Source organism: Methylobacterium sp. J-118, assembly GCF_057836565.1.
Genome location: NZ_JBYQFA010000001.1, coordinates 1,347,121 through 1,370,701, shown reverse-complemented (window position 1 = coordinate 1,370,701; position 23,581 = coordinate 1,347,121). Strand labels below are relative to the sequence as shown.

The 23,581-nt window shown below is 71.1% G+C and carries 21 protein-coding genes; 8 read left to right on the top strand and 13 right to left on the bottom strand.

Going from position 1 to position 23,581, the window contains the following annotated elements:
* Positions 1 to 131: 131 nt before the first annotated feature.
* From fabZ to lpxB, 4 genes are all read left to right on the top strand, one after another.
* Positions 132 to 608, top strand: a complete 477-nt coding sequence (gene fabZ, locus AC3IF3_RS06590; RefSeq protein ID WP_243969182.1) for a 3-hydroxyacyl-ACP dehydratase FabZ — start codon at positions 132 to 134, stop codon at positions 606 to 608.
* Positions 605 to 1,423, top strand: coding sequence for an acyl-ACP--UDP-N-acetylglucosamine O-acyltransferase (gene lpxA / locus AC3IF3_RS06585; protein WP_243969181.1), 819 nt, complete (start codon positions 605 to 607; stop codon positions 1,421 to 1,423). The genes fabZ and lpxA overlap by 4 nt, the downstream gene beginning before the upstream one ends.
* Before the next feature lie 12 nt (positions 1,424 to 1,435).
* Positions 1,436 to 2,299 (top strand): LpxI family protein, encoded by an 864-nt coding sequence (locus AC3IF3_RS06580; protein ID WP_489227914.1) that lies wholly within the window; start codon positions 1,436 to 1,438, stop codon positions 2,297 to 2,299.
* Between the two features lie 68 nt (positions 2,300 to 2,367).
* Positions 2,368 to 3,462 carry a lipid-A-disaccharide synthase gene (gene lpxB, locus AC3IF3_RS06575; protein ID WP_489231257.1) on the top strand — a complete coding sequence of 365 codons (1,095 nt, stop codon included), beginning with the start codon at positions 2,368 to 2,370 and terminating at the stop codon, positions 3,460 to 3,462.
* Here the strand turns inward: lpxB and AC3IF3_RS06570 are convergent.
* Positions 3,459 to 4,040 (bottom strand): peptidase inhibitor family I36 protein, encoded by a 582-nt coding sequence (locus tag AC3IF3_RS06570; RefSeq protein WP_489227912.1) that lies wholly within the window; start codon positions 4,038 to 4,040, stop codon positions 3,459 to 3,461. The genes lpxB and AC3IF3_RS06570 overlap by 4 nt on opposite strands.
* 65 nt (positions 4,041 to 4,105) lie before the next feature.
* Positions 4,106 to 4,738, bottom strand: coding sequence for a 2OG-Fe(II) oxygenase (locus tag AC3IF3_RS06565; RefSeq protein WP_489227910.1), 633 nt, complete (start codon positions 4,736 to 4,738; stop codon positions 4,106 to 4,108).
* A 207-nt stretch (positions 4,739 to 4,945) separates the two neighbouring features.
* On the opposite strand from AC3IF3_RS06565, the gene AC3IF3_RS06560 reads away from it, so the two are divergent.
* Both AC3IF3_RS06560 and AC3IF3_RS06555 read left to right on the top strand, forming a co-directional pair.
* Positions 4,946 to 5,263 carry a hypothetical protein gene (locus AC3IF3_RS06560; protein ID WP_243969173.1) on the top strand — a complete coding sequence of 106 codons (318 nt, stop codon included), beginning with the start codon at positions 4,946 to 4,948 and terminating at the stop codon, positions 5,261 to 5,263.
* A gap of 149 nt (positions 5,264 to 5,412) precedes the next feature.
* Entirely contained in the window at positions 5,413 to 7,524 is a 2,112-nt protein-coding gene (locus tag AC3IF3_RS06555) for an ABC transporter ATP-binding protein/permease (RefSeq protein WP_489227909.1), read from the top strand.
* Positions 7,525 to 7,723: 199 nt separating this feature from the next.
* Here the strand turns inward: AC3IF3_RS06555 and eda are convergent, their stop codons facing one another.
* The 3 genes from eda to AC3IF3_RS06540 all read right to left on the bottom strand — a co-directional run bounded on the left by eda (position 7,724) and on the right by AC3IF3_RS06540 (position 11,533).
* Positions 7,724 to 8,353 carry a bifunctional 4-hydroxy-2-oxoglutarate aldolase/2-dehydro-3-deoxy-phosphogluconate aldolase gene (gene eda, locus AC3IF3_RS06550; RefSeq protein WP_489227907.1) on the bottom strand — a complete coding sequence of 210 codons (630 nt, stop codon included), beginning with the start codon at positions 8,351 to 8,353 and terminating at the stop codon, positions 7,724 to 7,726.
* A gap of 22 nt (positions 8,354 to 8,375) precedes the next feature.
* Entirely contained in the window at positions 8,376 to 10,202 is a 1,827-nt protein-coding gene (edd, locus tag AC3IF3_RS06545) for a phosphogluconate dehydratase (RefSeq protein WP_489227905.1), read from the bottom strand.
* 209 nt (positions 10,203 to 10,411) lie between these two features.
* On the bottom strand, positions 10,412 to 11,533 hold the full coding sequence (locus AC3IF3_RS06540) for an asparaginase (protein WP_489227903.1): 1,122 nt from the start codon (positions 11,531 to 11,533) through the stop codon (positions 10,412 to 10,414).
* Positions 11,534 to 11,696: 163 nt separating this feature from the next.
* Between AC3IF3_RS06540 and AC3IF3_RS06535 the strand changes: the two genes are divergently transcribed.
* A complete protein-coding gene (locus AC3IF3_RS06535) occupies positions 11,697 to 11,900 on the top strand; it encodes a hypothetical protein (protein ID WP_489220187.1) in 204 nt (67 codons plus the stop codon).
* A 73-nt stretch (positions 11,901 to 11,973) separates the two neighbouring features.
* Here AC3IF3_RS06535 and AC3IF3_RS06530 read toward each other — a convergent pair whose 3' ends face one another.
* From AC3IF3_RS06530 to AC3IF3_RS06520, 3 genes are all read right to left on the bottom strand, one after another.
* Positions 11,974 to 13,287, bottom strand: a complete 1,314-nt coding sequence (locus AC3IF3_RS06530) for an MFS transporter (protein WP_489227901.1) — start codon at positions 13,285 to 13,287, stop codon at positions 11,974 to 11,976.
* Positions 13,288 to 13,427: 140 nt separating this feature from the next.
* The gene (locus AC3IF3_RS06525; RefSeq protein WP_489227899.1) at positions 13,428 to 14,831 is read right to left on the bottom strand and encodes a sigma-54-dependent transcriptional regulator; all 1,404 of its coding nucleotides are present in this window, start codon (positions 14,829 to 14,831) and stop codon (positions 13,428 to 13,430) included.
* A complete protein-coding gene (locus tag AC3IF3_RS06520) occupies positions 14,816 to 16,279 on the bottom strand; it encodes a sensor histidine kinase (RefSeq protein WP_489227898.1) in 1,464 nt (487 codons plus the stop codon). Before AC3IF3_RS06520 ends, AC3IF3_RS06525 begins: the two co-directional genes overlap by 16 nt.
* Before the next feature lie 499 nt (positions 16,280 to 16,778).
* On the opposite strand from AC3IF3_RS06520, the gene AC3IF3_RS06515 reads away from it, so the two are divergent.
* Positions 16,779 to 17,183, top strand: a complete 405-nt coding sequence (locus AC3IF3_RS06515; RefSeq protein WP_489220183.1) for an Hpt domain-containing protein — start codon at positions 16,779 to 16,781, stop codon at positions 17,181 to 17,183.
* Here the strand turns inward: AC3IF3_RS06515 and AC3IF3_RS06510 are convergent.
* The 5 genes from AC3IF3_RS06510 to AC3IF3_RS06490 all read right to left on the bottom strand — a co-directional run bounded on the left by AC3IF3_RS06510 (position 17,120) and on the right by AC3IF3_RS06490 (position 23,581).
* Complete coding sequence (locus AC3IF3_RS06510) at positions 17,120 to 18,340, bottom strand: sensor histidine kinase (protein ID WP_489227896.1); 1,221 nt, start codon at positions 18,338 to 18,340, stop codon at positions 17,120 to 17,122. The two genes, AC3IF3_RS06515 and AC3IF3_RS06510, sit on opposite strands and share 64 nt — an antisense overlap.
* A gap of 272 nt (positions 18,341 to 18,612) precedes the next feature.
* The gene (locus AC3IF3_RS06505; RefSeq protein WP_489227894.1) at positions 18,613 to 20,244 is read right to left on the bottom strand and encodes an ABC1 kinase family protein; all 1,632 of its coding nucleotides are present in this window, start codon (positions 20,242 to 20,244) and stop codon (positions 18,613 to 18,615) included.
* A 123-nt stretch (positions 20,245 to 20,367) separates the two neighbouring features.
* Positions 20,368 to 21,693: an MFS transporter gene (locus AC3IF3_RS06500; RefSeq protein WP_489227893.1), complete on the bottom strand. Its 1,326-nt coding sequence runs from the start codon at positions 21,691 to 21,693 to the stop codon at positions 20,368 to 20,370.
* Positions 21,694 to 21,844: 151 nt separating this feature from the next.
* The gene (locus tag AC3IF3_RS06495; RefSeq protein WP_489220180.1) at positions 21,845 to 22,546 is read right to left on the bottom strand and encodes a molybdate ABC transporter substrate-binding protein; all 702 of its coding nucleotides are present in this window, start codon (positions 22,544 to 22,546) and stop codon (positions 21,845 to 21,847) included.
* A 204-nt stretch (positions 22,547 to 22,750) separates the two neighbouring features.
* A complete protein-coding gene (locus AC3IF3_RS06490; RefSeq protein ID WP_489227891.1) occupies positions 22,751 to 23,581 on the bottom strand; it encodes an NAD-dependent epimerase/dehydratase family protein in 831 nt (276 codons plus the stop codon).

Here is a 23,581-nt window from a genome sequence, read left to right as displayed (position 1 = left end):
CCTCCCGGATCCGGCCGGTTTGTCCGGAAGGCCTTGCGCTTCCGGCGATTTCTTCCGAAGAGAGCGCTCTGTCCGCCATCGGCGGCCGGATGCCAGGCCGCCGCGGGCGGCACGTCGAGGTGCGGGATTTGATGAGTGAGGCGGCGCGCGAGACCGGCGGCGAGCTGGGCATAGCCGATATCCAGACGCTGCTGGAATTGCTGCCGCACCGCTATCCGTTCCTGATGGTCGACCGCATCGTCGAGATCGACCGCGACGAATCCTGCGTCGGGATCAAGAATGTCACGGCCAACGAGCCGCAATTCATGGGGCATTTTCCCGGCCTGCCGGTCTTCCCGGGCGTGCTGCTGATCGAGGGCATGGCCCAGACGGCCGGGGCGATCTGCTGCCGTCATATCCGCACGGACGAGCTGCGCACCAAGCAGGTGTTCTTCATGACCATCGACAAGTGCAAGTTCCGCAAGCCGGTGACCCCCGGCGATCAGGTGCGCTTCCACATGCGGAAGATGAACCAGCGCCGGACCATGTGGTGGTTCCGCGGCGAGGCCCGGGTCGACGGCACCCTGGTGGCGGAGGCCGAGATCGGCGCCATGCTGGTGACCGAGTGAGCGCGGCCGCGATCCACGCGAGCGCCGTGATCGAGCCGGGCGCGCGGATCGGCGACGGGGTGCGGATCGGTCCCTTCTGCCATGTCGGGCCCGAGGTCGAGCTCGGGCCGGATTGCGAACTCGTCAGCCACGTGGTCCTGGCGGGCCGCACCACGATCGGCCCGCGCACCCGGATCTTCCCCTTCGCGTCGATCGGGCACCCGCCGCAGGACCTGAAATACCGGGGCGAGGCCTCGACCCTCACGATCGGCTCGGATTGCCTGATCCGCGAGGGCGTCACCATGAATCCCGGCACGAGCGGCGGCGGCCTCGAGACGGTGGTGGGCGATCACGGCACCTTCCTGGCCAATTCCCATGTCGGCCACGATTGCCGGGTGGGCGATCACGTCATCTTCTCCAACAACGTGATGCTGGCCGGCCATTGCGCGGTGGGCGATTACGCGATCCTCGGCGGCGGCGCCGCCGTGATCCAGTTCGCCCGGGTCGGGGCCCATGCCTTCGTGGGCGGGCTCTCGGGCCTGGAGAACGACTGCATTCCCTACGGGATGGTGCTGGGCAACCGGGCCTGCCTGTCGGGGCTCAACATCATCGGCCTGCAGCGCCGGGGCTTCGCCCGGGAGGACATCCACGCCCTGCGGCGGGCCTACCGCCTGCTCTTCGCCCCGGAGGGCACGCTGATGGAGCGCGTGGAAGACGTGGCCGCGACCTTCGAGTCCCACGCGGCGGTGCGGGAGATCCTCGATTTCATCCGCGTCGGCGGCAAGCGCTCAATCTGCACGCCGCGCGAGGTCCCGACCCCGATCGGCGCCGCCTGAACGGCCCGGGCCATGGCGGAGGCCGATCCTGTGCCCGAGGGCGCCCTCGTGCTGATCGCCGGGGCCGGGCGCCTGCCCGAACTCGTCGCCGAATCCCTGCGCCGGGCGCGTCGGCCGTTCCGGGTGATCGCGCTCCGGGGCTTCACCGGGCGGGGCCTGCGCGCCAGCGCGGATGCCACCGTCGACCTCCTCGACCTCGCCGCCACCCTGAAGCTGCTGCGCCGATGGGGGCCGGCCCTCGTGATCCCGGCCGGGGGCGTCTCGCGCCCGAGCCCGGCGGCGATCCTCAACGCCGGGGCGGCCCTGCGCAACCGGGAGGCCCTGCGCGCCATCGCGGGCGGCGGCGACGACCGGCTCCTGCGCGCGGCGCTGACCCTCGTCGAGGAGGAGGGTCACCGGATCCTCGGCGTCCACGAGGCGGCGCCGGATCTGCTCTGCCCGGAGGGGCCGATCGGGCGCCGGGCGCCGGGCGCGGAGGCGGCCGCCTCGATCCGGACCGGATACGGCGTGCTGGCCGCGCTCTCGCCCTTCGACCTCGGGCAGGCCGTGGTGGTGGCCGGCGCGCGGGTGCTGGCCGCCGAGGGACCCGAAGGGACGGACCGGATGCTCGCCCGGGCGCGCGCCCTCGGGCGGCGACCGCTCGGCTGGGGGCGGCCGCTCCCCGCGACCGTGCTGGTGAAGGCGCCCAAGGTCGGCCAGGATCTGCGCGTCGACCTGCCGGCGGTCGGGCCGCGCACGGTGCGCAACGCCGCCCGGGCCGGCTGTGTCGGCCTCGCCCTCGAAGCCGGCGGGACCCTGGTGATCGACCGCGCCGCCACCGCCGCGGAGGCGGACCGGCTCGGCCTGTTCGTGGTCGGCTACGGGGGCGCGCCGTGACGGCGCGATCACCCACCATCTGGCTGGTCGCCGGCGAGGATTCCGGCGACCAGCTCGGCGCCAAGCTGATGCGGGCTTTGCGCGAGACGGCCCCCGATACGGCCTTCGGCGGGGTCGGGGGCGAGGCGATGGCGGAGGCGGGCTTCCCCTCCCTGTTCCCCCTGGATGACGTCGCGGTGATGGGCTACCTGCCGGTGCTCGCCCGCGCCCGCACGCTTCTGCGGCGGATCCGCGAGACCGCCGAGGCGGCGGTGCGCGCCCGGCCGGACGTGCTCGTGATCATCGACAGCCCCGGCTTCACCCACGCCGTAGCCAAGCGGGTGCGCAGGGCGGCCCCCGCCATCCCGATCATCGATTACGTTTCGCCGAGCGTCTGGGCGTGGCGCCCCTGGCGGGCGAAGGGCATGCGCCCGTTCATCGACCACGTGCTGGCGCTGCTGCCCTTCGAACCCGACGCGCATCTGCGGCTCGGGGGTCCACCCTGCACCTATGTCGGGCACCCGCTGATCGAGCGCCTGCCCGAGCTGCGCCCGGCCGGCGCGGATCTCCGGCACCGGGAGGCGGAGCCATACAGCCTCGTGGTCCTGCCCGGGTCGCGCCGGTCCGAGATCGAGCGGCTGATGCCGGTCTTCGGACAGGCGCTCGCCCGGCTGGCGCAAGTGCTGCCGGTCGAGGCGGTGCTGCCCGCCGTGACGCGCCATCGCGCCCTGATCGAGCGCCTGTCGGCGGATTGGCCGGCTCCTGTGCGGATCGTCACCGGCGAGGCGCCGAAATACGCGGCGTTCCGCGGCGCGCGCGCGGCGCTGGCGGCCTCGGGGACCGTGACGCTGGAACTGGCGCTGGCGGGCGTCCCTATGGTCGTCGCCTACAAGGTCTCCCGGATGGAGGAAGTCATCGCCCGCCGGCTGATCCAGGTCCCGAGCATCGTTCTGCCGAACCTGATCCTCGCCGAGAACGCCATGCCGGAGTTCGTCCAGGCGGATTGCACGCCGGAACGGCTCGCCGAAGCCCTGTCGCCCCTTCTGAGGGGGGGCGCGGCGCGCGCGGCGCAATGTGCGGCGCTCGCCCGGATCGACGCGCGGATGCGGCTCCGGGATGCCGACACGCCGAGCCGGGCCGCCGCGCGGATCGTGCTGGAGGCGGCCGAGCGGTCGAACGCCTAGCCCGCGCGCCGGCCGCAGCGGGTGTAGGTCACGGTGCCGCGGCTGCTCGACCAAGTCAGGTGATCGCCCTCCACCGTCAGCCGGACCTGTGACGCCCAGCGGCGGCCGCGGTCGTTGCACTCGGCCGCGGTCACCCACGCGTTTCCGGCGCGGCGCGTGTCGTGGAAGGTGCAGAGCGTGCGGCCGGCCCGGGCCTGATCCTGCGCGATCATCGCCGGGATGTAGCCCCGCCGCCGCGAGCGGGCCGCGCAGGCGTTCGGGTGCGGGCCCCAGAGGCCGACATACTCGGCGCCGACGGGCGCCGGTGCGGGACGGGACGGGGGAGCCGGCGCCCGGATGGCCTGGACGGCCGGCACCGCATCCGCGGCCGGCCCGGGGCCGGAGCCGCGCGGCCTGTCGAGGACGATCACCGGTCGCGGCGACGGCGCCTGCCCGGAGGCGGTTTCGACGGGTGAGGCCGCTTCAGGCTTCTGGGGCCGGAAGGGCAGATCCTCGGTGAGGTAGGCCGCGCTGTAGGCGAAGAGCCCGGCCCAGCCGATGACGAGGAGCACCGGCAGCACGTAGCGACGCCTGGACACGGAACGAGGTCCCCCGCCCGGATCCGCCAGCACCACCGCCCCCATCGTCCGACCCTCGCGTCCGTTCAGCGGCCGAAGATCCCCTTGAGGAACTGCGCCGTGCGGTTGCGCTTGCGCTTGCGTTCCAGCTCCGAGGCATCCTTCAGCCACGCCACCTGGACCACCCGCCGCTCGCCCTCGAACGGCTCGTGACCGTGCCAGGAATTGTCGGCCCGCAGGAACGCGAACATCGTCCCCATGGTCGGCGGCACCTCGACGGCGAAGGGCTCGTAGTTCCGGCCGTCGTACAGCACCCGCAGCCGGCCGGCGGCCGGCGCGTCCCAGGCGTCGTTCATGTAGACGAGGAGCGTCAGCACCTTCGAGGGGCCGTCGGTGTGGATCGAACCGTATTTCGGCTGGCTGCGCCGCATGATCGTGGTGAGCCGCGGGCAGGAGACGAGGTCGATCCCGAACTTCGCGCCCAGGATCTCCGAGAAGGCATCGCTCTCCAACTCGTCGATCAGCGCCTTGAAGCGGCCCTTCAGGGCGACTTCGTCCACGGTGAGGTAACCGGGCTTGGCGATGTCAGGGAAGTCGCGGCGAATCGCGTCGATCGCGTCGCGATTCAGGACGTTGCTGCCGAGGGTGTAGGCGTAGGGCTCGCGGGACACGGGCGCGGCGCGGATGGCCGAGATATCGAGGATCGAAAGGGCGGACATCGGTGGATCCCTTGGCTCCCTGGTGACGCGTCGTCTCCGGCGTGCCGGGCGGCCGTTCCAGGAATCTCATAATCCGCCGATTGCGGCGGTCCGACGGCGAAAGCCGCCCGGTGGCGCATTCCGGTGACAGTCTCCGGCCGCCCGCCCGTGCAGGATAGTGCGATGCCCGCGGACTTTCTTCCTGGGCGCATGTTGGACCCGTGTCTGATGAGGCCGCTGGCCCTCGCCTTGCTGTGCGTGCACCTCGTCGCGGTCGCGACCGGGGCGGAGGCGTTCGCCCAATCCCGGGCGCCGCGCGGTTCGATGACGGCCCGGATGACCTGCGCGGAGGCGATGGCATTGGTGAGAGGCGAGCGGGACGTGGTGATCGCCGCCGGCGCGGCGCCCGAGCGTTTCGTCAGCGGCCCCGGCCAGTGCAGCGGCTCCGAGATCGCCGAATTGCGCTTCGTGCCCACCCGCGACAATCCGCAATGCCCGATCGGCTATCATTGCCGCGAGCCGGGCTTCGAGGAATGGAACTGGTGAGCGGCCGGCCGGCGTAAATCGACGCAGGCCCGGACGATGACGAAAGTTTCACGCGACAGCGCGGCGTCACGGCCACTATCTCGCCACTGACCGGGACCAAGGGCGCCGGGTTGCGCCCCTCACCGGGCGCGTTGCGACGGGAGACACGCGTGGCCGCACTCAGGACCGGGCTCGGGATCCAGGCCGTGCTCACGGCCGTAGCCGCGCTGATCCTGCTGGCGCTGCCTGGCATTCCGAGCCCGCCGCTCTACGTCTCGCTGGCCGGATTCGCGATGGCCGGCATCCTGATCGCCTCCAACGGAATCTCCGCCTATCTGAAGGTGTTCGTCTCGGTCTACGGCGTCGGCTACCTGCTGCTCGCCGGATCGAAGACCGTCGCCGCCCTGGGCCTGCTCCCGCCGGTGGTCGCGGCCCTGCTCCCCCCGGCCTTCGCGGCCACGGGCGCGGTGGTGTTCGCCGCGATCGTGCTGGCCATCGCCTATCTCGAGCCGATCCGGGCGATCACCAACATCGCCGATCCGTACTTCGCAAACCGCGACAAACCCACCAAGGAGATCGGCCTGTTCCGCTGGTTCGGAACCACGGAGGGCCGGATCGGCCGCAACCTCGTCGCCCTGTCGATCTTCGTGAACTTCGCCGACGTGGCGCTGACGCTGCGGTTCAACTTCTTTTACCGCGACATCTACAACGCGCTGCAAGAATACGACGCCAACGCCTTCTGGTACCAGCTGCTCTGGGTGTTCGTGCCGCTGGCGACCCTGAACATCGCCATCGGCATGTTCGACCTGTTCGTCGATTCCTCGCTGCTCATCCGCTGGCGCACCTGGCTGACCCACAGCCTGTACGAGCGCTGGCTCGGCAACGGCACGCATTATCGCATCCCGTTCACCGACGAGGAGGCGGACAACCCCGATCAGCGCATCCAGGCCGACGTCAACAGCTTCATCGTTCAGACGACGACCCTGTCGATCCGGCTGCTGAGCCAGGCCGCGCAGCTGGTCTCGTTCATGGTGATCCTCTGGACCCTGTCGCGCGACTTCGTCGTGCCGTTCACCGACGCGGTGATCCCGGGCTTCCTGGTCTGGCTGGTGATCGGCTACGCCGTGGTGGGCACGTGGCTCACCCACCTGATCGGTCGGCCGCTGATCGGGCTCGACTTCCGGCAGGAGCAGGTCGAGGCGAATTTCCGCTTCGCGCTCGCCCGCAACCGCATCTATTCGGAGCAGATCGCGCTGCTGCGCGGCGAGCGCGCGGAGGCCTCGCGGCTCTCGACGCTGTTCCACAGCGTCATCGACAACTACGTCGGCATCATCTTCCGCCGCATCAAGCTGATCGCCTTCACCTTCAGCTACCGGCAGGCGAGCGTGATCTTCCCGATGGTGCTGGCCGCGCCGTCCTTCTTCGCCAAGAAGATCACCCTGGGTGCCCTGCAGCAGACCTCGCAGGCCTTCGGGCAGGTGCAGAGTTCCCTGTCGTTCTTCGTCGACTCCTACACGACGCTCGCCGCCTACAAGGCCAACACCAATCGTCTCGGCTCCTTCCGGCGGGCGATGACCAAGGCTGAGGCATTGGAGACGGCCGGCTACGGCCTCGTCCAGGGCAACGACACGGCCGGCGACGTCACCGCCCGCGGCCTGGTGCTCGCCCTGCCGGACGGCCGGCCGATCGTCACCGCCGACGCGCTGACGCTGCCGCGGGGCGGCGCGACCCTGGTCACCGGGCCATCCGGATCGGGCAAGTCGACCCTGTTCCGGGCCATCGCGGGGATCTGGCCGTTCGGCAAGGGCCGGGTGGACGTGCCGGCCGGGCAATCGGCCCTGGTCCTGCCGCAGCGGCCCTACATCCCCCAGGGCACGCTCCGCGGGGCCGTTGTCTATCCGAACACCGTCGACCAGTTCTCGGACGCGGCGATCAGGGATGCCCTGACGGCGGCGCAGCTGCCCCAGCTGGCGGACCGCTTGGACGAGACCGACACGTGGGAGCGGCGGCTGTCGGGGGGCGAGCAGCAGCGGCTCGCCATCGCCCGGGCCATCCTGTCCAAGCCGGAATGGCTGTTCCTCGACGAGGCCACGGCCTCGCTGGACGAGCCCTCCGAGGCGGCGCTCTATCGGATGCTGCGCGAGCGCCTACCCGGGACGACGATCGTTTCGATCGGCCACCGCTCGACGCTGGACGCCTTCCATGACCGGCGCATCACGCTGGAGCCGGAGGGCGGCGTGTTCGTGCCGCGGTCGCGGCGGGAGCCGCTGCCGGCGGAGTGAGGCAGGCCAGGTCAGGGCGTCTCATTCCCCCTCTGCGGGCTGCGATGGTCACCATCGCTGGCTGCAGAGGGGGGGGGGAGGGCGCATGGCAGATCTGGACTGACAGATTCGTCGACCTGGGGATGATCCCGAACGCGAAGGATGAATCCGCCAGCCCGCAGAGGGCGGACGCCGCAGCCGACCGCGCGGCCGGCCGCGGCTAAGCCCCCGTCCGCAAACCCGCGGCCGCCCGTGCCGCCGTCTCGATCGCCGCGGGATCTGGCGTGCCGGGCTTCACCACCCAGCTGCCGCCGACGCAGAGCACGGACGGGATCGCCAGCCAGTCCGGGGCGCTCGCCTCGGTGATTCCCCCCGTCGGGCAGAACCGCACCGCGCCGAACACCGCCGCGTGTGCCTTCAGCGCCTTGATCCCACCCGCGGACTCGGCCGGGAAGAACTTGAACCGGTCGAGCCCGGAATCGAGGCCGCGCATGATGTCGGCAGCCGTGGCGATGCCCGGCAGGTAGGGGACGCCGTTCGCCTTCGCGGCGTCGGTGAGGGGCTCGGTCAGGCCCGGCGAGACGATGAATTCGGCCCCCGCCGCCAGGGCGTTGTCGAGGTCGCGGGGGTTGAGGAGCGTCCCGGCCCCGACCACCGCGCCCTCGACCCGGGCCATCTCCCGGATCACGTCGAGGGCCGCCGGCGTACGCAGGGTCACCTCCAGGGCGGTAAGACCGCCCTTCACCAGGGCCTCGGCGATGGGCCGGGCCTGGGCCACGTCCTCGATCACCAGGACCGGGATGACGGGCACGGAGCGCATCAGCGCGTCGATGCTGGCCAGATCGTTCATGCTCGGCGACTCCCCTACGGTCTCAGAGGCCGGCGGCGGCGAGCATCGCCGAAGCGCCGCGCTCCGCCGTGTCGGCCCCGTGGCGCATGAAGGCGAACAGCTCCCGCCCGGTGCCCTGTGCCGGCGCCGGCGCCTCGGCCTCGGGGCGGGCGGCGAGTTCCGCGTCGTCGACCAGCACCTCCAGCAGCCCGTCGGCCGCGCTGAGCCGGACGATGTCGCCGTCACGGATCCGCCCGATCGGGCCGCCGCCGAGCGCCTCCGGGCTCAGGTGGATCGCGGCCGGCACCTTGCCGGACGCCCCCGACATGCGGCCATCCGTGACCAGGGCGACCTTGTGGCCGCGGTCCTGGAGCACGCCGAGCGGCGGGGTGAGCTTGTGCAGCTCCGGCATGCCGTTGGCCTTCGGGCCCTGGAACCGGACCACCACCACGACGTCCCGCTCCAGCTCGCCCGCCTTGAAGGCCTTGAGCACGTCGTCCTGATCGGAGAACACCCGGGCCGGGGCCTCGATGGTCCGGCGGCTCTCCTCCACGGCGCTGGTCTTGAACGTCGCCCGGCCGAGATTGCCCTGCACCAGCCGCATGCCGCCGTCCGGCTGGAACGGGGTGGCGGGCCGGCGCAGCATCGCCTCATCCAGGCTCTCCGCCACAGCGTCCTCGAAGACCAGCTCTTCTCCGGCAAGCTTGGGGTCGCGGGCATGGTCGCGCAGGGACTGGCCCGCCACCGTCAGAATGTCGTCGTGCAGGAGACCCGCATCCAGGAGCGCGGCCATCACGAAGCTCATGCCGCCGGCGGCGTGGAAGTGGTTCACGTCGCCCGCGCCGTTCGGGTAGACCCGGGCGATCAGCGGCACCGCGTTGGACAGCTGGTCGAGATCAGCCCAGTCGATCACGATGCCGGCGGCGCGGGCGATGGCGGGCAGGTGGATCGCGTGATTGGTCGATCCGCCCGTGGCGAGCAGGCCGACCGCGGCGTTCACGATCGCCTTCTCGTCGACGCAAAGGCCGAGCGGCCGGTAATCGTTGCCGGCGCCGCCGATCTCCGTGAGCCGGTGGATCGCCGCCCGGGTCACGGCCTGGCGCAGCTTCGTGCCGGGATTGATGAAGGACGCACCCGGCATGTGCAGGCCCATCATGTCCATCATCATCTGGTTGGAATTGGCGGTGCCGTAGAACGTGCAGGTCCCGGCGCCGTGATAGGAGGCCGACTCGGATTCGAGGAGTTCCGCGCGGCCGACCTTGCCCTCGGCGTAGAGCTGGCGGATCCGCTGCTTCTCCTTGTTGGCGAGGCCCGAGGGCATCGGCCCGGCCGGGATCAGGATCGTCGGCAGATGGCCGAAGCGGAGCGCCCCGATCAGCAGGCCCGGCACGATCTTGTCGCAGATGCCGAGCAGAGCCGCGCCGTCGAACATGCCGTGGCTCAAGCCCACCGCGGTGGAGAGGGCAATCGTGTCCCTGGAGAACAGCGACAGCTCCATGCCGCTCTGGCCCTGGGTGACGCCATCGCACATGGCCGGCGTGCCGCCCGCCACCTGGGCGGTGGCGCCGCGCTCCCGGGCGAACAGCTTGATCTGGTCGGGATAGCGCCCGTAGGGCTGATGGGCCGACAGCATGTCGTTGTAGGCGGTGACGATGCCGATATTCATCACCGTCCGCTCGTCGCGGATCGCCGCCTTGTCCTCGCCGGAGGCCGCGAAGCCGTGGGCGAGGTTGCCGCAGGCGAGGGTGCCGCGCCGGACCCCCGCCTCACGCTCGCGGGCGATCAGGTCGAGATAGGCGCGCCGGGTCTGGCGGGAGCGTGCCACGACACGCTCGGTGACCGCCGCGACCTCGGGATGAAGCTCGGTCATGCTCGTTCCTCTAGGCTCGGTGCAGACGGACCGCCCCCGACGGGGCCGCGACCGGCGCGGCTGCGTCGCGAGCCCATATCTAAAGGGTGCGCTGCGGGATGTAACCCGGCCGGCGCGCAACTGATGCGTGCCCTCCCTCCCCCGCAGAGGGGGAGGGGGATGCGCTTGGTCTTTCACCGCCGCGGCGGAGATCGAAGGCGTTTCCGCCCTCAATACTCCCAGAAAATCCGCTGCAGCTCCTTGGTGTCGCTGGTCTTGGTCAGCGCCACGGCGGCCAGGATCTTGGCCTTGGCGGGGTTCAGGTCGTGGGCGACCACCCAGTCGTAGGTATCGTCAGGCTGCTCGGCGTTGCGCAGGACGAAGCCGTCCGGCACCCGCGAGGAGCGGATCACGAGGGTGCCCTTGGAGCGGATGTCCTTGAGCTTGTCCACGAGGTAGCCCGGCACCGAGCCGTTGCCGGTTCCCGCGTTGACGATCGCCTTGGCTCCGGCCTGGACCTCCGCGTCGTAGACGCCGGGGATCATGTTGCCCGAGCCGTAGACGATGCCCACCAGAGGCAGGCTGTCGATCTGGTCGATGTCGAACTCGGAACTCGTGTTGTGGCGCTTCGAGAGCGAGCGGTAGAAGTAGGTCTTGCCCTCGACCACCATGCCGAGGGGCCCCCACTGGCTGTAGAAGGCACTCGGCACGACGTTGGTCCGCTTGTTCACGTCGCGGCCGGACTGGATGTAGTCGTTCATCGTCACGGTGACGCCTTTGCCCACCGCCTCCTTGCTGGCCGCCACCGTGACGGCGTCGAGGAGGTTGAGGGCGCCGTCCGCCGAGATCGCCGTCGACGGCCGCATCGAGCCGACCACCACGATCGGCTTGTCGCTCTTCACCACGAGGTCGAGGAAGAACGAGGTCTCCTCCAGCGTGTCGGTGCCGTGGGTGACGACGACCCCGTCGACGTCGTCCTGCTTCAGGAGCTGGGAGACCCGCTTGGCGAGCTGGACGAGCTGCGCGTCGGTGAAGCTCTCCGAGGCGATCTGGAAGACCTGCTCGCCGCGCACATTGGCGATTCTGCTCATCTGCGGCACGGCGGCGATCAGCTTGTCGACCGGCACCTTGGCGGCGGTGTAGGTGGCGCTGTTGGCGGCGTCGGCGCCGGCACCGGCGATCGTGCCGCCGGTGGCGAGGATGACGACGTTGGGCTTCTTCACCGCCGCCGCCGCCCCGGCCTCGGGCATCTCGCGGGCGCGGAGCGGGTTCGCCCCGAATCCGCCGGCCAGGGCCAGCGCGAAGACCGCTCCGCGCAAGGCAGGCGCCGCACCGCTTCGGCTACAGAACATCGCAGATCCTCGATGAGTGGAGGGAATGACGAGTCGGAACTCGGCGCGGGATGGTAACCGCGCCCCGGCCTGAGGCAAGGATCATGCGGGATGGAGGCGCGCAACGGATCGTTAGAGGAGCCCGGGCGTTACTGGAGTTGGTGTCCGCTCGGAGGTAAGCCCCATGCCGCATCTCGCCGGCCTGCTCGAGGAACTCGAGCGGAGCGAGCCCGCACGGGCCGCCCTGTCGATCCTGGAAAAATCCCTCGCCCGCCGCTCGGTCGAGGAGCAGAGCGCCTTCTGGCGCGCGGTCAATCTCTATTACGTCTCGCGCAAGGCCCCACCCGAGGCGACAATCCCCGCGGCCGTGGTCGCCGCGCTCGGCTGAGCGAGCGGCAACGGCTCACGCTCCCTGAACGGACGCGCCCGCTCGAGGACCGACGCGCCCGCTTCGGATCCGATCAGGCGCTCGCCGGGACGGCCAGCGGCAGACCGGCCTCGCTCCCGGCGGTGGTGGTACCGCGGGTCTCGGGCATCAGCGTGAGGTAGAGGACGAAGCCCAGGCCGGCGATGGCCGCGAGCGACAGGAACGCCGTGGAATAGCCGGCCGAGACGATGATGACCCCCGCGAAGGTCGCGCTGAGCGAGGCGCCCACGCCCTGGGCCGTGGCGACCGCGCCCTGGGCCGCGTTGAAGCGGCCGCCGCCGCGGGTGAGATCGGCCACGACGATCGGGAATAGCGCGCCGTAGACGCCGGCGCCGATCCCGTCGAGGAGCTGGACGCCGACCAGCCAGAACGGGTTGTTCGACAGGGTGTAGAGCACGCCGCGCAGGGCGAGCACGCCGAAGGCCGCGAGGAAGATCGGCTTGCGGCCGATCACGTCGGCCTTGGCGCCGACGAAGATCGCCACCGGCACCATCACGCATTGCGCGGCGACGATGCAGACGGCGATCAGGGACGTCGCGTGGTCCTTGCCCGAGAGGTGGGTGAGCAGCTGGCCCACCGAGGTCAGCATCGCCGCGTTGGCGAGGTGGAAAATCGCGCAGAGCACCGCGAACAGCAGCAAGGCCCGGTTCTGCAGCAGCGTGGCGAGGCCCGAGGGCTTCTCCTGTGTCTGCACCTCGCCCTCGGTCATGCCGCGGGCGAGGTCGTTGTCGATGGCCTCTGCCGGCACCATCAGCATGGCGCCGATCGAGAGGGCCGCCAGGATGCCCATGATCCAGAACACCACCACCGGCCCGAAGAAGTAGGCGAGGCCGCCCGCGACCGCGGCCGAGACCGCGTTGCCGGCATGGTTGAAGCCCTCGTTGCGGCCGATCCTCTTGGCGAATATTTTTGGGCCGACGACCCCCAGGGTGATCGCGGCCAGGGCCGGCGGGAAGATCGTGCCGGCGACGTGGGCGATCGATTGGGTCGCGGTCACGAGGTAGAAATTTGCGATGAACGGCAGGATCAGGCAGCTCGCCGTCACCGCGATGGCGCCGGCGATCACGATGGCGCGCTTGTGGTTGGTGGCGTCGATCAGCGCGCCGGCCGGTGTCTGTGCCACGAGGCCAAGGATGCCCGCGATGGTCATCACGAGGCCCGTGGTGGCCTCGTTCCAGCCCTGGTCGGGGCCGCGCACGGCGATCAGGTAGATGGCAAGGTAGGGGCCGAGCCCGTCGCGCACGTCCGCCAGGAAGAAGTTCAGCGCGTCGAGGCCGCGCAGCGCGCGCGTGGAGCGGATCTGGCCGTCCGCATTCCGGGTCGTCGCACCCGTGGTGATGCCGCTCATCCTGGTCCAGCCCCAACGCGAAGGACGGCGGCGCCCCGATGGAGCGTCACACGCGGGGCTCGACGCCCCGGCGCAGGATCGGTTCCCTCGCTTCCCCGGCGCCACGGCGGAACCCGGCGATTGCCTGGACGATGAAGGGCTTAGCCTCCGTCGGGCGGCTCGGAAGCGTCGTTATTTCCGACATCGGATGTCGCATCTCCGGACAGGTCGCCGCCCGCAGCGCCGAGACCGTAGCGCTCGATCTTGGCGTAGAGGAGCTGGCGCTGGATCCCCAGACGGCGGGCGGCCCGGGCCCTGTTGCCGTCCGCCGCGCGGAGCGCTGCGGCGATCATGGTCCTCTCCAGCCGGGCGACGGCGCCGGGCAGGTCGCCGGAGAGCCAGTCCGGGGGCAGCGCGTCCCCGGCCGGCCGGTCGGACCTATCCGACGGCAGGTCGAGGTCGTCGGCGTCGATCACGCCGCCGCGCACGAGCACAGCGGCCCGCTCGACCACGTTGCGCAATTCGCGGACGTTGCCGGGCCAATCGTGGGCGAGCAGGCGGGAGGCAGCGCCCCGGCTGAGGCGCTTGCCCGAGCGGGCCAGGAAGTGCTCGGCCAGCGGAACGATGTCGGCCAGGCGCTCGCGCAGCGGCGGCAGGATGATCGGCACGACGTTGAGGCGGTAATACAGATCGGCGCGGAACCGGCCCTCGGCGACGAGCGCCGGGAGGTCGCGATGGGTCGCAGCCACCAGGCGGACATCGACACGCGCCGAACGGCCGCCCAGCGGCGTGACCACGCAATCCTGGATGACCCGCAGGATCTTGGCCTGCATGGACGCCGGCATGTCGCCGATCTCGTCCAAGAACAGCGTGCCGCCCTCGGCCAGATGGAAGGCGCCTGCCCGGTCCACCGCCGCCCCGGCGAACGCCCCCCGGACATGGCCGAACAGCTCGCTCTCCAGCTGGTCCCCCGGGATCGCCGCGCAATTCACCGGGACGAAGGGGCGTGCCCGCCGGCGGGAGAAGGCGTGGAGCGCCCGGGCCACCTCCTCCTTGCCGGTGCCGGTCTCGCCCCGGATCAGCACGGTGGAGGCGGTATCGGCCACGAGTCCGATCGTCTTCTGGACCCGCCGCATCCCCGCGCTGGATCCGACGAGGCCCGGGTGATCGGCCTGTGCGGCCGGATCGGCCTCCGCCTGCCGGACGATCCGCAGCATCGCGTCCAGGGCGGCGGCGAGGTCCGCCCGGCCGATCGGCTTGGTCAGGTGGTCGTGCGCACCCAGGCGCATCGCCTCGATGGTGTTGGCCGGGCTGGCGAAGGCGGTCAGCACGGTCACGGGTGGCCGGTCCGGCAGCGCGCAGATCCGCTCCAGCGTCGACAGGCCGTCGAGGTCGCCGGGCATGCGCAGGTCGAGGAGCACCGCCGCGACCGCGCTGTCGCGCAGCAGCGCCAAGGCCTCCGAGCCGGAGGCCGCCGGCAGGGGCGTGTGTCCGAGATCGGACACGGTCTCGGCCAGCCCCTCGCGCAGGGCCGGGTCGTCGTCGACGATCAGGATGGTCGCCATGGCAGGTCCAGCAGGAAAGTGGTCTCCGGCGCGTCCTCGACCAGCCCGACCTCGCCCCGATGGGCAAGGGCGATCTCGCGTACGATCGCGAGGCCGAGCCCGGTCCCGTCCGGGCGGCCAGTGACGAAGGGCTCGAACAGGCTGGAGCGGATGGCGGGATCGATCCCGACGCCGGTATCGCTGACCCGCAGCCGCAGGCGGACCGCGCCGTCGACCGTGACGCGCTCGGCGCCGAGGCGCACCCGCCCGCCGGGCGGCGTGTTCTGCAGGGCGTTCAGCAGCAGGTTGTCCAGGGCGCGGCCGATCTGCACCCGGTCGATATGGGGCTGATCCCCCTCCGGCAGGCCGTCGACCGCGGTCTCGATCCGGACCCCGCCGGAGCCGGCGAGATCCTCGTGCAGGCTCACGCTGTCCGCCAGCAGCGGCCCGATCGCGGTCGGCGTTCGGTTGAGCGCGCGCGCCTGCGTCAGGTTCAGGAGATCGCGCAGCAGCGTGTCGACCCGGGCGATCTGGCCGAGGACGGTCCGGAGGGCGGAGGCGGCCCGATCCGGATCGCCGCTGACCAGGGCGTTCTCGGCCTTCAGCCGCATCGCGGCGATCGGGTTGCGGATCTCGTGGGCGACGCTCGCCGCGAGCCGGCCGACCGCGGCCAGGCGCTCGGCGGCCACCACCCGGGCCCGGGCCTCCCGGAGCCGGCCGCCCGCCGCGTTGAGGGCGTCTACGAGGCGGTCGAGCTCGCGCTCGCCGGTCCGGGTGAGGCGGGGCAGGTCTTCGCCGTCCGGCCGCGGCGCCGCGAGGGCGGCTTCGAGCCGGGCGATCCGGCCGGAGAACCCGTAGAGGAACCACCCGAGGAAGGCCGCCGAGCCGAGCACCGTCGCGGCCAGGAAGCCGAGCCCCGCCAGGAAGCGCGTATAGATCGGGCCGTCGTTGACGTGGGCGCGCCCCATGGCCCAGGCGGTCAGCCCCGGCTCGGGCCCGTGGAGGGGACAGGCCTGGAGCAGCAGCACCTGGGTGCGGCTGGGCCGGTTCAGCGAGACGGCGTGGTCGACGCGAAGGGCCTGGGCGTTCAGACCCGCGATCGTGTCCCGTTCGGCGGCGGGGAGATCGGTCTTCGGGCCGGTCCCCTCATAGGTCGGATAGGCGTAGGCGATCGGACCGTCCGAGGCGCCCCAGATCCCGCCCTCGATGCCCGGGAGGCGGGCGAGCGCCGCCTCGACGACCCCGGCGAGGTCGGCCTCGGCGATCGAACCGCCCCGGACGCCGACCAGGGCGGCGTAGCGGTCGATGATCTCGCGGCAGGCCCGTCCGACCGCGATATCCGCCCGGGCGACCTGGACGCCGGTGGACTGGGCGTAGACGCCGAACATCAGGTAGCCGGTCGTGACGGCGGAGGCCAGCAGCAGGACCCACAGGGCGAGCAGCCGGGTCCGCAGACTGTAGGCCGTCACGACGGCGTTCGGTCGGACACGGCGGGCCTCCTGCGGCGGCGACGAGGCCGCCCGGTGCCGATCCCTAGCGCATCGTGCCGGATCCAGGAACCGGCACGATGCGCATCGTCCTGTCCCGGAGGCCTCCGAGCGCCCGGCACCCCAGCCCGGGTGCCGGGCCTGCCGCGAGCAACGTCAAATCCGCGTCGGACGACCGCCCCCGACGCTCGAGACGCGGAAGCCGGACAGACGAACGCGCCAGAGCCTGCGACGCGATCCGGCCGTGAACGAAACCTAGCTTCATCGACGGCGAGTCAAACCAAGACCTATCGACCGGGCATGACATCGAACTGTCTGTCGACAGGGCCGGCAGAAGGACACGCCCGGTAAAAATGTTGACACACGCTGTTGTCATCGAAGATTTTGATGAGCGAAGCCGCACAACATCCGTCTCCGGATCGTGCGACCTTCGAACGCCAACCCGCGGAGCGCACCGCGTGTGCCCAATCGGAGACAGACGGTGTCACTGACGCTCGTGAACCGGGATACGCTCGACGAACTCGCGGCCGTGATCGGCCCCGACAAGCTCACGCGCATCCTGGAGCGTTTCCTACTGTGCCTCGCCACCGCGTTCGAGGGTACGGAGCGCGGGGCGGCCGATTACGGGCGCGAGGCGCACACGCTCGTCTCGATGGCGGGGATGCTGGGCTGCGACGCGTTTTCCCGGGCCTGCCGCGATCTCGAGGAAACCGCCCAGGCGGGCGACGACCTGACGGACCGGCTGGCCGATGTCGGGCACCTGCGCGACCACACGCTCGTGGCCCTGCAGGCGTTGAAAGCGTCGGTCGAAGCCGATCCCGATCAGCCCACCGTGACCGCTTCGAGCGGCGCCTCGAAGAGCAGGACCGCCCCTTCCGGCGGGTAGCTGAGCAGCGCCGTGCCGCCGGACCCGTGCGCGAGGCTGCGGGCGATCAGGCGGGTGCCGAAGCCGCTGCGGGTCGGCGGCGTCACGGGCGGGCCGCCGGTCTCCTCCCAGCGGAAGCGCAGGCGCGGCCCCCCATCCGCCTCGGTCACCTCCCAGGTGATGCCGACCTTGCCTCCGGCGACGGAGAGCGCGCCGTACTTGGCCGCGTTGGTCCCGAGTTCGTGCAGCATCAGCGCCAGGGTCAGGCCCTGACGCGGTCCCAGGGTCAGGTCGGGCCCGACCACCCGGAAGCGGCCGCTCATGCCGTCGTCGTGCAGGGAGACCGCACCCTCGACCAGACCGACCAGCGAGGCCCGGGCGAACGAACCCTGGAGGAGCACGTCGTGGGCCCTGGCGAGCGCCAGCAGGCGCGCTGCCAGGGCCTCGCCCGCCGCCTCCAGCGAGACCGCATTGCGCATGGTCTGCGCCGCGACGGCCTGGACCATCGCCATGGTGTTCTTCATCCGGTGGGCGAGTTCCTGCATCAGCAGCGTCTGGCGCGCCTCGGCGACCTTCAATTCGGTGATGTCGCGGGAGACCGCGAGGATGCGTTCGCGGCAGCCGGGCGTGGCGCCGATCGGCGTGACCGCCACGTCCCACCACCGGACGGCGTGACCCACAGCGAGTTGCGCCTGGAAGCGGCTCGGGTGGCCAGCCCGGGCGAGATCCACGGCGGCTGCCGCGGCCTCGCGATCTTCCGGCCGGGTCCACACGTCGATCCAGGGGCGACCGATCGCCTCCGCCTCGTCGGCGACGCCGGACAGGGCCGGACCGCCCTCCGTGGCGGTGATCAGGCGCCCGTCATGGGCGAGCAGTTCCAGGTAGTCGTTGAAGGCCAGCGGCGATGCCGCCGGCCGGAACCCCACGGACGGCCCCCCGGCTTGGAGGCCAGCCGCCCGGTCACCCGGCAGCGCGACCGCAGCGTTCTGGGCCCGCTCGATCGCCAAACGTCCGGCCTCGACGCGGCTCGCGGCCTCGACGATGCGGCCGAGCCGCCGGCTGCGCTGCCGCTCCCGGTCGGCCTGTGCGGCCGCTTGCGCGAGCTGGTCGCGCAGGCGGGCATTCTCGGCTTCGAGGATATCGAGGCGCCGCGCCGCCCCATCGCCCCACGGCAACACGATGACCGTATCCACCGCCCGCCCCCCATCGTTGCCCGGCGACGCGCTCGCGCACGGGGCCGGCTGTCCATCGATGCGCGGGCGCGGCGACGCGAGGTCGAACGCGGGGATGCACCGGCGGTTTCGACCGCTTCTGGTGCGGGGTCCCCGCCCGCGGCCGAACGAATCGTCGGATGGGTCACGCTAACACGCCGGGGGGGATTATCAATCCAGACATGTATTCGCCGGCGGGCGAAAACTTGTCGCGCGGCGGGGCTCGGTGACGAACTCGGTTACTTGTTGCGCATCAGCAGGACGAGCCAGCCGATCCCGAGCACGAAGATAATCAAGCCGATCGAGACGAAGACCGGTGTGCCGAGGTCGATGAGGCGCGGCGCCAGCTGGGTGGCGAAGGCCGCGACCACCAGGGCCACCGCCACCCGGGCGGCGGCGCGCTCGATGCCGCGGGTGACCTTGTCGAGGCCCTTGATCTCGATCTCCACGGTGACGCGGCCCTGCTTGAGCCGCACCAGCATCAGGTGGATCAGGGTCGGCAGCTCCGAGGCCGCCCCGTAGAGGCCGACGCCGAGCGCCTCGGCCTTCTGCTTGAGCGCCGAGAGCGAGAACTGCGTCTGCATGCTCGCCTTGACGGTGGGGCCGGCCGCCGCGAACAGGTCGAAATCCGGATCGAGGTGGCGCATCACACCGTCGGCGGTGACCAGCCCCTTGAACAGGATGGCGAGGTCGGTGGGCATCGCGAGGTCGTTCTCGCGGGCCATGTTCATGAAGTCGGTGAGCACCAGCCCGAGGTTCAATGGAATCGAGGAATGGCTCTCCACGAAGGACGTGGCCGAGACCTGGAGCCGGGTGAGGTCGGGGTTGCTCGTTCCGGTCCAGTCGAGCAGCACCGCCATCAGGCCGTCCGCATCCTGCTTGAGCATCGCGCCGATCAGCACCAGCAATTGCGAGCGTCGGCGCTGTGACAACCGGCCGATGATGCCGAAATCGATGAAGCCGATCTTGTTGCCCGGCATCGCCAGCATGTTGCCCGGATGCGGATCGGCGTGGAACACGCCCTCGATCAGCGCCATCTGCAGGAACGCGTCGGTGCCCTTCTGGGCGAGCAGCTTCTTGTCGAGACCGGCCGCGCGCAGCGCCGCGTCGTCGTTCGGCGGGATGCCGTGGACGAAATCCTGGACCAGAACCCGCTCGGAGCAGTACTCCCAGTGGATCTTCGGGAAGACGATGTCGTCGCGGTCCAGGAAGATCTGCGCCAGCAGCTCGCAGTTGCGCGCCTCGTTGAGCAGGTCGAGCTCGCCGTTCAGCCCGTCGGCGAGGTGGCGCATCTGCTCCCGCGGCTGGTAGCGGGCCATGTCGGGCCACTCGTTCTCGACGATGCGGGCGCCGTGGGCCATCAGGCGGAGATCCGCCTCGATGATCTTGCGCAGGTTCGGCCGCAGGACCTTGACGATCACGTCCTCGCCCGAGTGCAGCCGTGCCCGGTAGACCTGGGCGATCGACGCGGAGGCGATGGGGTTCGTGTCGAACTCGGCGAAGATCTCCGTCGGCGAGCCGCCGAGATCCAGCTCGAGCTGCGGCCCGATCTGCTCCCAGGTCACCGGCACGACCTGGCTGTGGAGCTTCTGCAGCTCCTCGGTCCAGGTCGGCGACAGCAGGTCCGGCCGGCTCGCCAGCACCTGCCCGAACTTGATGAAGGTCGGCCCGAGCGCCTCGATCGCCCGGCGCAGCCGCTCCGGCTCCGACAGGCGGGTGACGTCGACCCGGGGCTGGCGGCGGGGCAGCAGCGGCAGGTAGCGCAAGCCCAGGCGGTCCACGACGCGGGTGACGCCGAAGCCGATCAGGATGCTCGCGATCTCCGACAGCCGTTGACGGTCGCGGGCGGCAACGAAGGCTGTCTTCAGCATGGAGGGCGCGATCCGTTCGGACGGGATTGGGCGTCCGGACAGCACGAGCATAAGGACTTTTTTGCGGTCGCGAAGCGCGGGAGCCCGCGGCCCCGGACGATATCGGTCCCGCGCCCGATCGCCTCAGCGCGGCGGCGCCGCCGCCGGGAGGGGCACCGGTCCCGCGCCGCCCCGCGTCGCGCCGAACCGCGCGTTCACCACGAGCAGCGTCACGATCACCGCCGAGAAGGCCAGGGCCGCGAGGAAATACAGACCGGCCTCGAAACTGCCGCTGCTCTCGCGGATCCAGCCGACGATGGACGGCGCGACGAAGCCGCCGAGATTGCCCACGCAGTTGATCAGCGCGATGCCGCCCGCCGCCGCGCTGCCGCTCAGGAACACCGGCGGCAGCGCCCAGAACGGCGCCTTGCCGCCGTAGAGCCCCGCCGCGGCCACCGCCATGAACGCCACGGCCCAGAGCGAGCCCGTGGCGAAGCCGGCCAGCGCCAGGCCCACCGCGGTCAGCAGCAGGGCGCCCGCCAGTGTCAGGCGCCGGTCGTCGGTCCGGTCGGAAATCCAGCCGATGGTCAGTCCGCCGACCACCCCGAAGACGTAAGGCACCGCGGTCATCAGGCCGGTCTGCATGTCCGACAGGCCGGTGCTCTTGAGGATCTGCGGCAGGAAGAACGCCAGGCCGAGGTTGGCCCCGGTATTGGCGAAGTAGATGAACGACAGGGCGATCAGCCGCGGGTCGGCGATCGCCTTGCGCAGGCTGGTGCCGTGGGCACCCGCCACCGCCCGCTGCTCCGCGTCGATCAGGGCCTGCAGGGCGGTCCGGTCGGCGGGGGCGAGCCAGGCGGCATCCTTGGGCCGGTCCGGGATCAGCGCCAGGAAGACGAAGCCGAACAGCGTCGTCGGGATGCCCTCCAGCAGGAACAGCCATTGCCAGCCTTTCAGGCCCAGGAGCCCGTCGAGCTGCAGGATCGTGGTCGAGAGCGGCGCGCCGATGGCCAGGGAGACCGGGATCCCCACCGCGAAGGCGCCGAAGATCCGCGCGCGGTAGGCCTTGGGGAACCAGTAGGTCAGGTACAGGATGACGCCGGGGTAGAACCCGGCCTCGGCGGCACCGAGCAGGAAGCGCAGGACGAGAAAGCTGGTGGCCCCCTGCACGAACATCATCGCCGCGGAGAGCAGGCCCCAGCTGATCATGATCCGGGCGATCCAGCGCCGGGCGCCGACCTTCTCCAGGATCAGGTTGCTCGGCACCTCGAAGAGAAAATAGCCGATGAAGAAGATCCCGGCGCCGAGGCCGAACACGGCCGGGCCGATCCCGAGGTCGGCGTTCATCCGCAGGGCCGCGAAGCCGACGTTGATCCGGTCGACATAGGCCATGACGTAGCCGATGAAGAGCAGCGGCATCAGCCTGAAGAAGACCTGCCGGACGATCCGGTCCTGTTCGCTCGGGGCCATGGTGTCCTCGTGGTTTCTCGGTTGTTGTCCGCCCGTGCCGTCATCGTGAGCCCAGGGACGTCATCTGGAGACGCGAGAGGGTCGGGGTCCCGCGCCGCATCGGCTCGCTCGGCTGCGCCCCCGAAAACGGGGACCCGTCGGGTGCGGGCGGTCAGAAGGCCGGCTCGAGACCGCTGATGCGGTAGGCGGATGCCGCTTCCGGCGTGGTCAGGCCGGCGAGGAAGCGCAGGGCGCCGGCGCGGTCGGTGGCGCCGCGCAGGATTGCGGCCGAGAAGGTCGTGACCTCCTGCACCGGGTCGGGCAGGGGGCCGACCACCTCGATGCCCGGCACCACCATCAGCTCGCTGATCTGCTGGACCGCGATGTCGGCCTCGCCGGAGACGAGCTTCTCTGCGGTGAAGCCCTGCGGGATGATGGTCGCGCGGGCGTTGACCGCCTCGGCGAGGCCGAGCCGCGGCAGGAGACCCGCGAAGTAGATCCCGCTGGCGCCGGTGCGCGAGTAGGCCACGGACCGCGCCGCGACCAGCGTGCGCTTGAGCGCGTCGACGGTGGCGATATCGGGATGGTCCGCGCCGGCCTTCACGGCGATGCCATAGCGGGAGCGCACCGCGTCGACCCGGCTCTCCGCCTCGATGCGGCCGTCCGCGATCAGGCGGTCCATGGCGTCGGACAGGACCAGGACCGCGTCGGCCGTCTCGCCGGCCTCGATCGCCGTCATGATGACGGCGGTCGGCGCCCAGTGGATCGCCACCCGGCCCCCGGCCGCCTCGAAGGCGGGGACGACGTGCGCGTCGAAGGCGCCGCGCACCACCAGCGCGCATTTCAGCCGCGTCGCGTTCTGCTCGTCCGCCATGCCGTGTCCCATCGCTTTCTGAGAAACTGTCGACTCAAGGGTCGATCCGGCCCTGTTCGAGAGAGCTGGATCTCGAACGCGACCTCATCCTGAGGTGCCCCCAGCCTGCCGCGCGATCCCTGGAGCTCTCCGCCGAGGCTGCTGCGCAGCGCTTCAGGATGGGGGTGCGTTCGGGAGATCCCGGGTGAAACAGCCGTCCTGCTGTCACCGCGGAGGTTCCGTCCGGGAATAGTCCATCCCCGTAAAGCCGCCGCCCTGGTACCGCTCCACCACCGGGTTGCCGCTGGTCTTGCCCTCCAGGGCCGCTGCGTAGGAATCGGCGCTGTCCTGGGGCGCCCAGCCGATGATCGCGCGGCCGTCCTGCCGCCACCAGGTCATGCGGCGGTTGTTCGAGGCGCCCCAGATCACCACCGAGCCCTTGGGCCCGAGGCTCGGCGCCAGGGTCGCCCGCACGACCAGGCGGGTCAGGTCGGCGTAGGACAGCCAGGTGGCGAGCATCCGCGCGTCGGTGGGCTCCGGGAAGCAGGAGCCGATGCGCAGGAAGGCGCTCTCGACCCCGTGCTTGTCGCGATAGAGGCCGCCCATCAGCTCGCCATAGGCCTTGGACAGGCCGTAATAGCCGTCCGGCGCCAGGGCGCAGTCGTCGTCCAGCACCTCGGACCGCTCGTGGAACCCGATCGCGTGGTTCGACGAGGCGAACACCATCCGGGCCCCCTCCCGGCGGGCCGCCTCGTAGGCGTGGTAGAGGCCGCGGATATTGGGGCCGATCACCGTCTCGAACGGGTGCTCCACCGAGATCCCGCCGAAGTGGAGGATCGTGCCGCAGCCCTCCGCCAGGCGCAGGATCGCGGGCCCGTCCTCCAGATCGGCCAGCTGGAAGCGCGCGCCCTCCGGCAGCGGATCGGGGAAGGGCACCCGGTCGGTCAGCCGGAGCGCCCAGCCCTGTTCCCCAAGGGCCCGGGTCAGCACCCGCCCGAGGGCGCCGGAGGCCCCGGTGAGCAGGACGGGTCTGTGCGGGACGGGTTCGGCATGCAT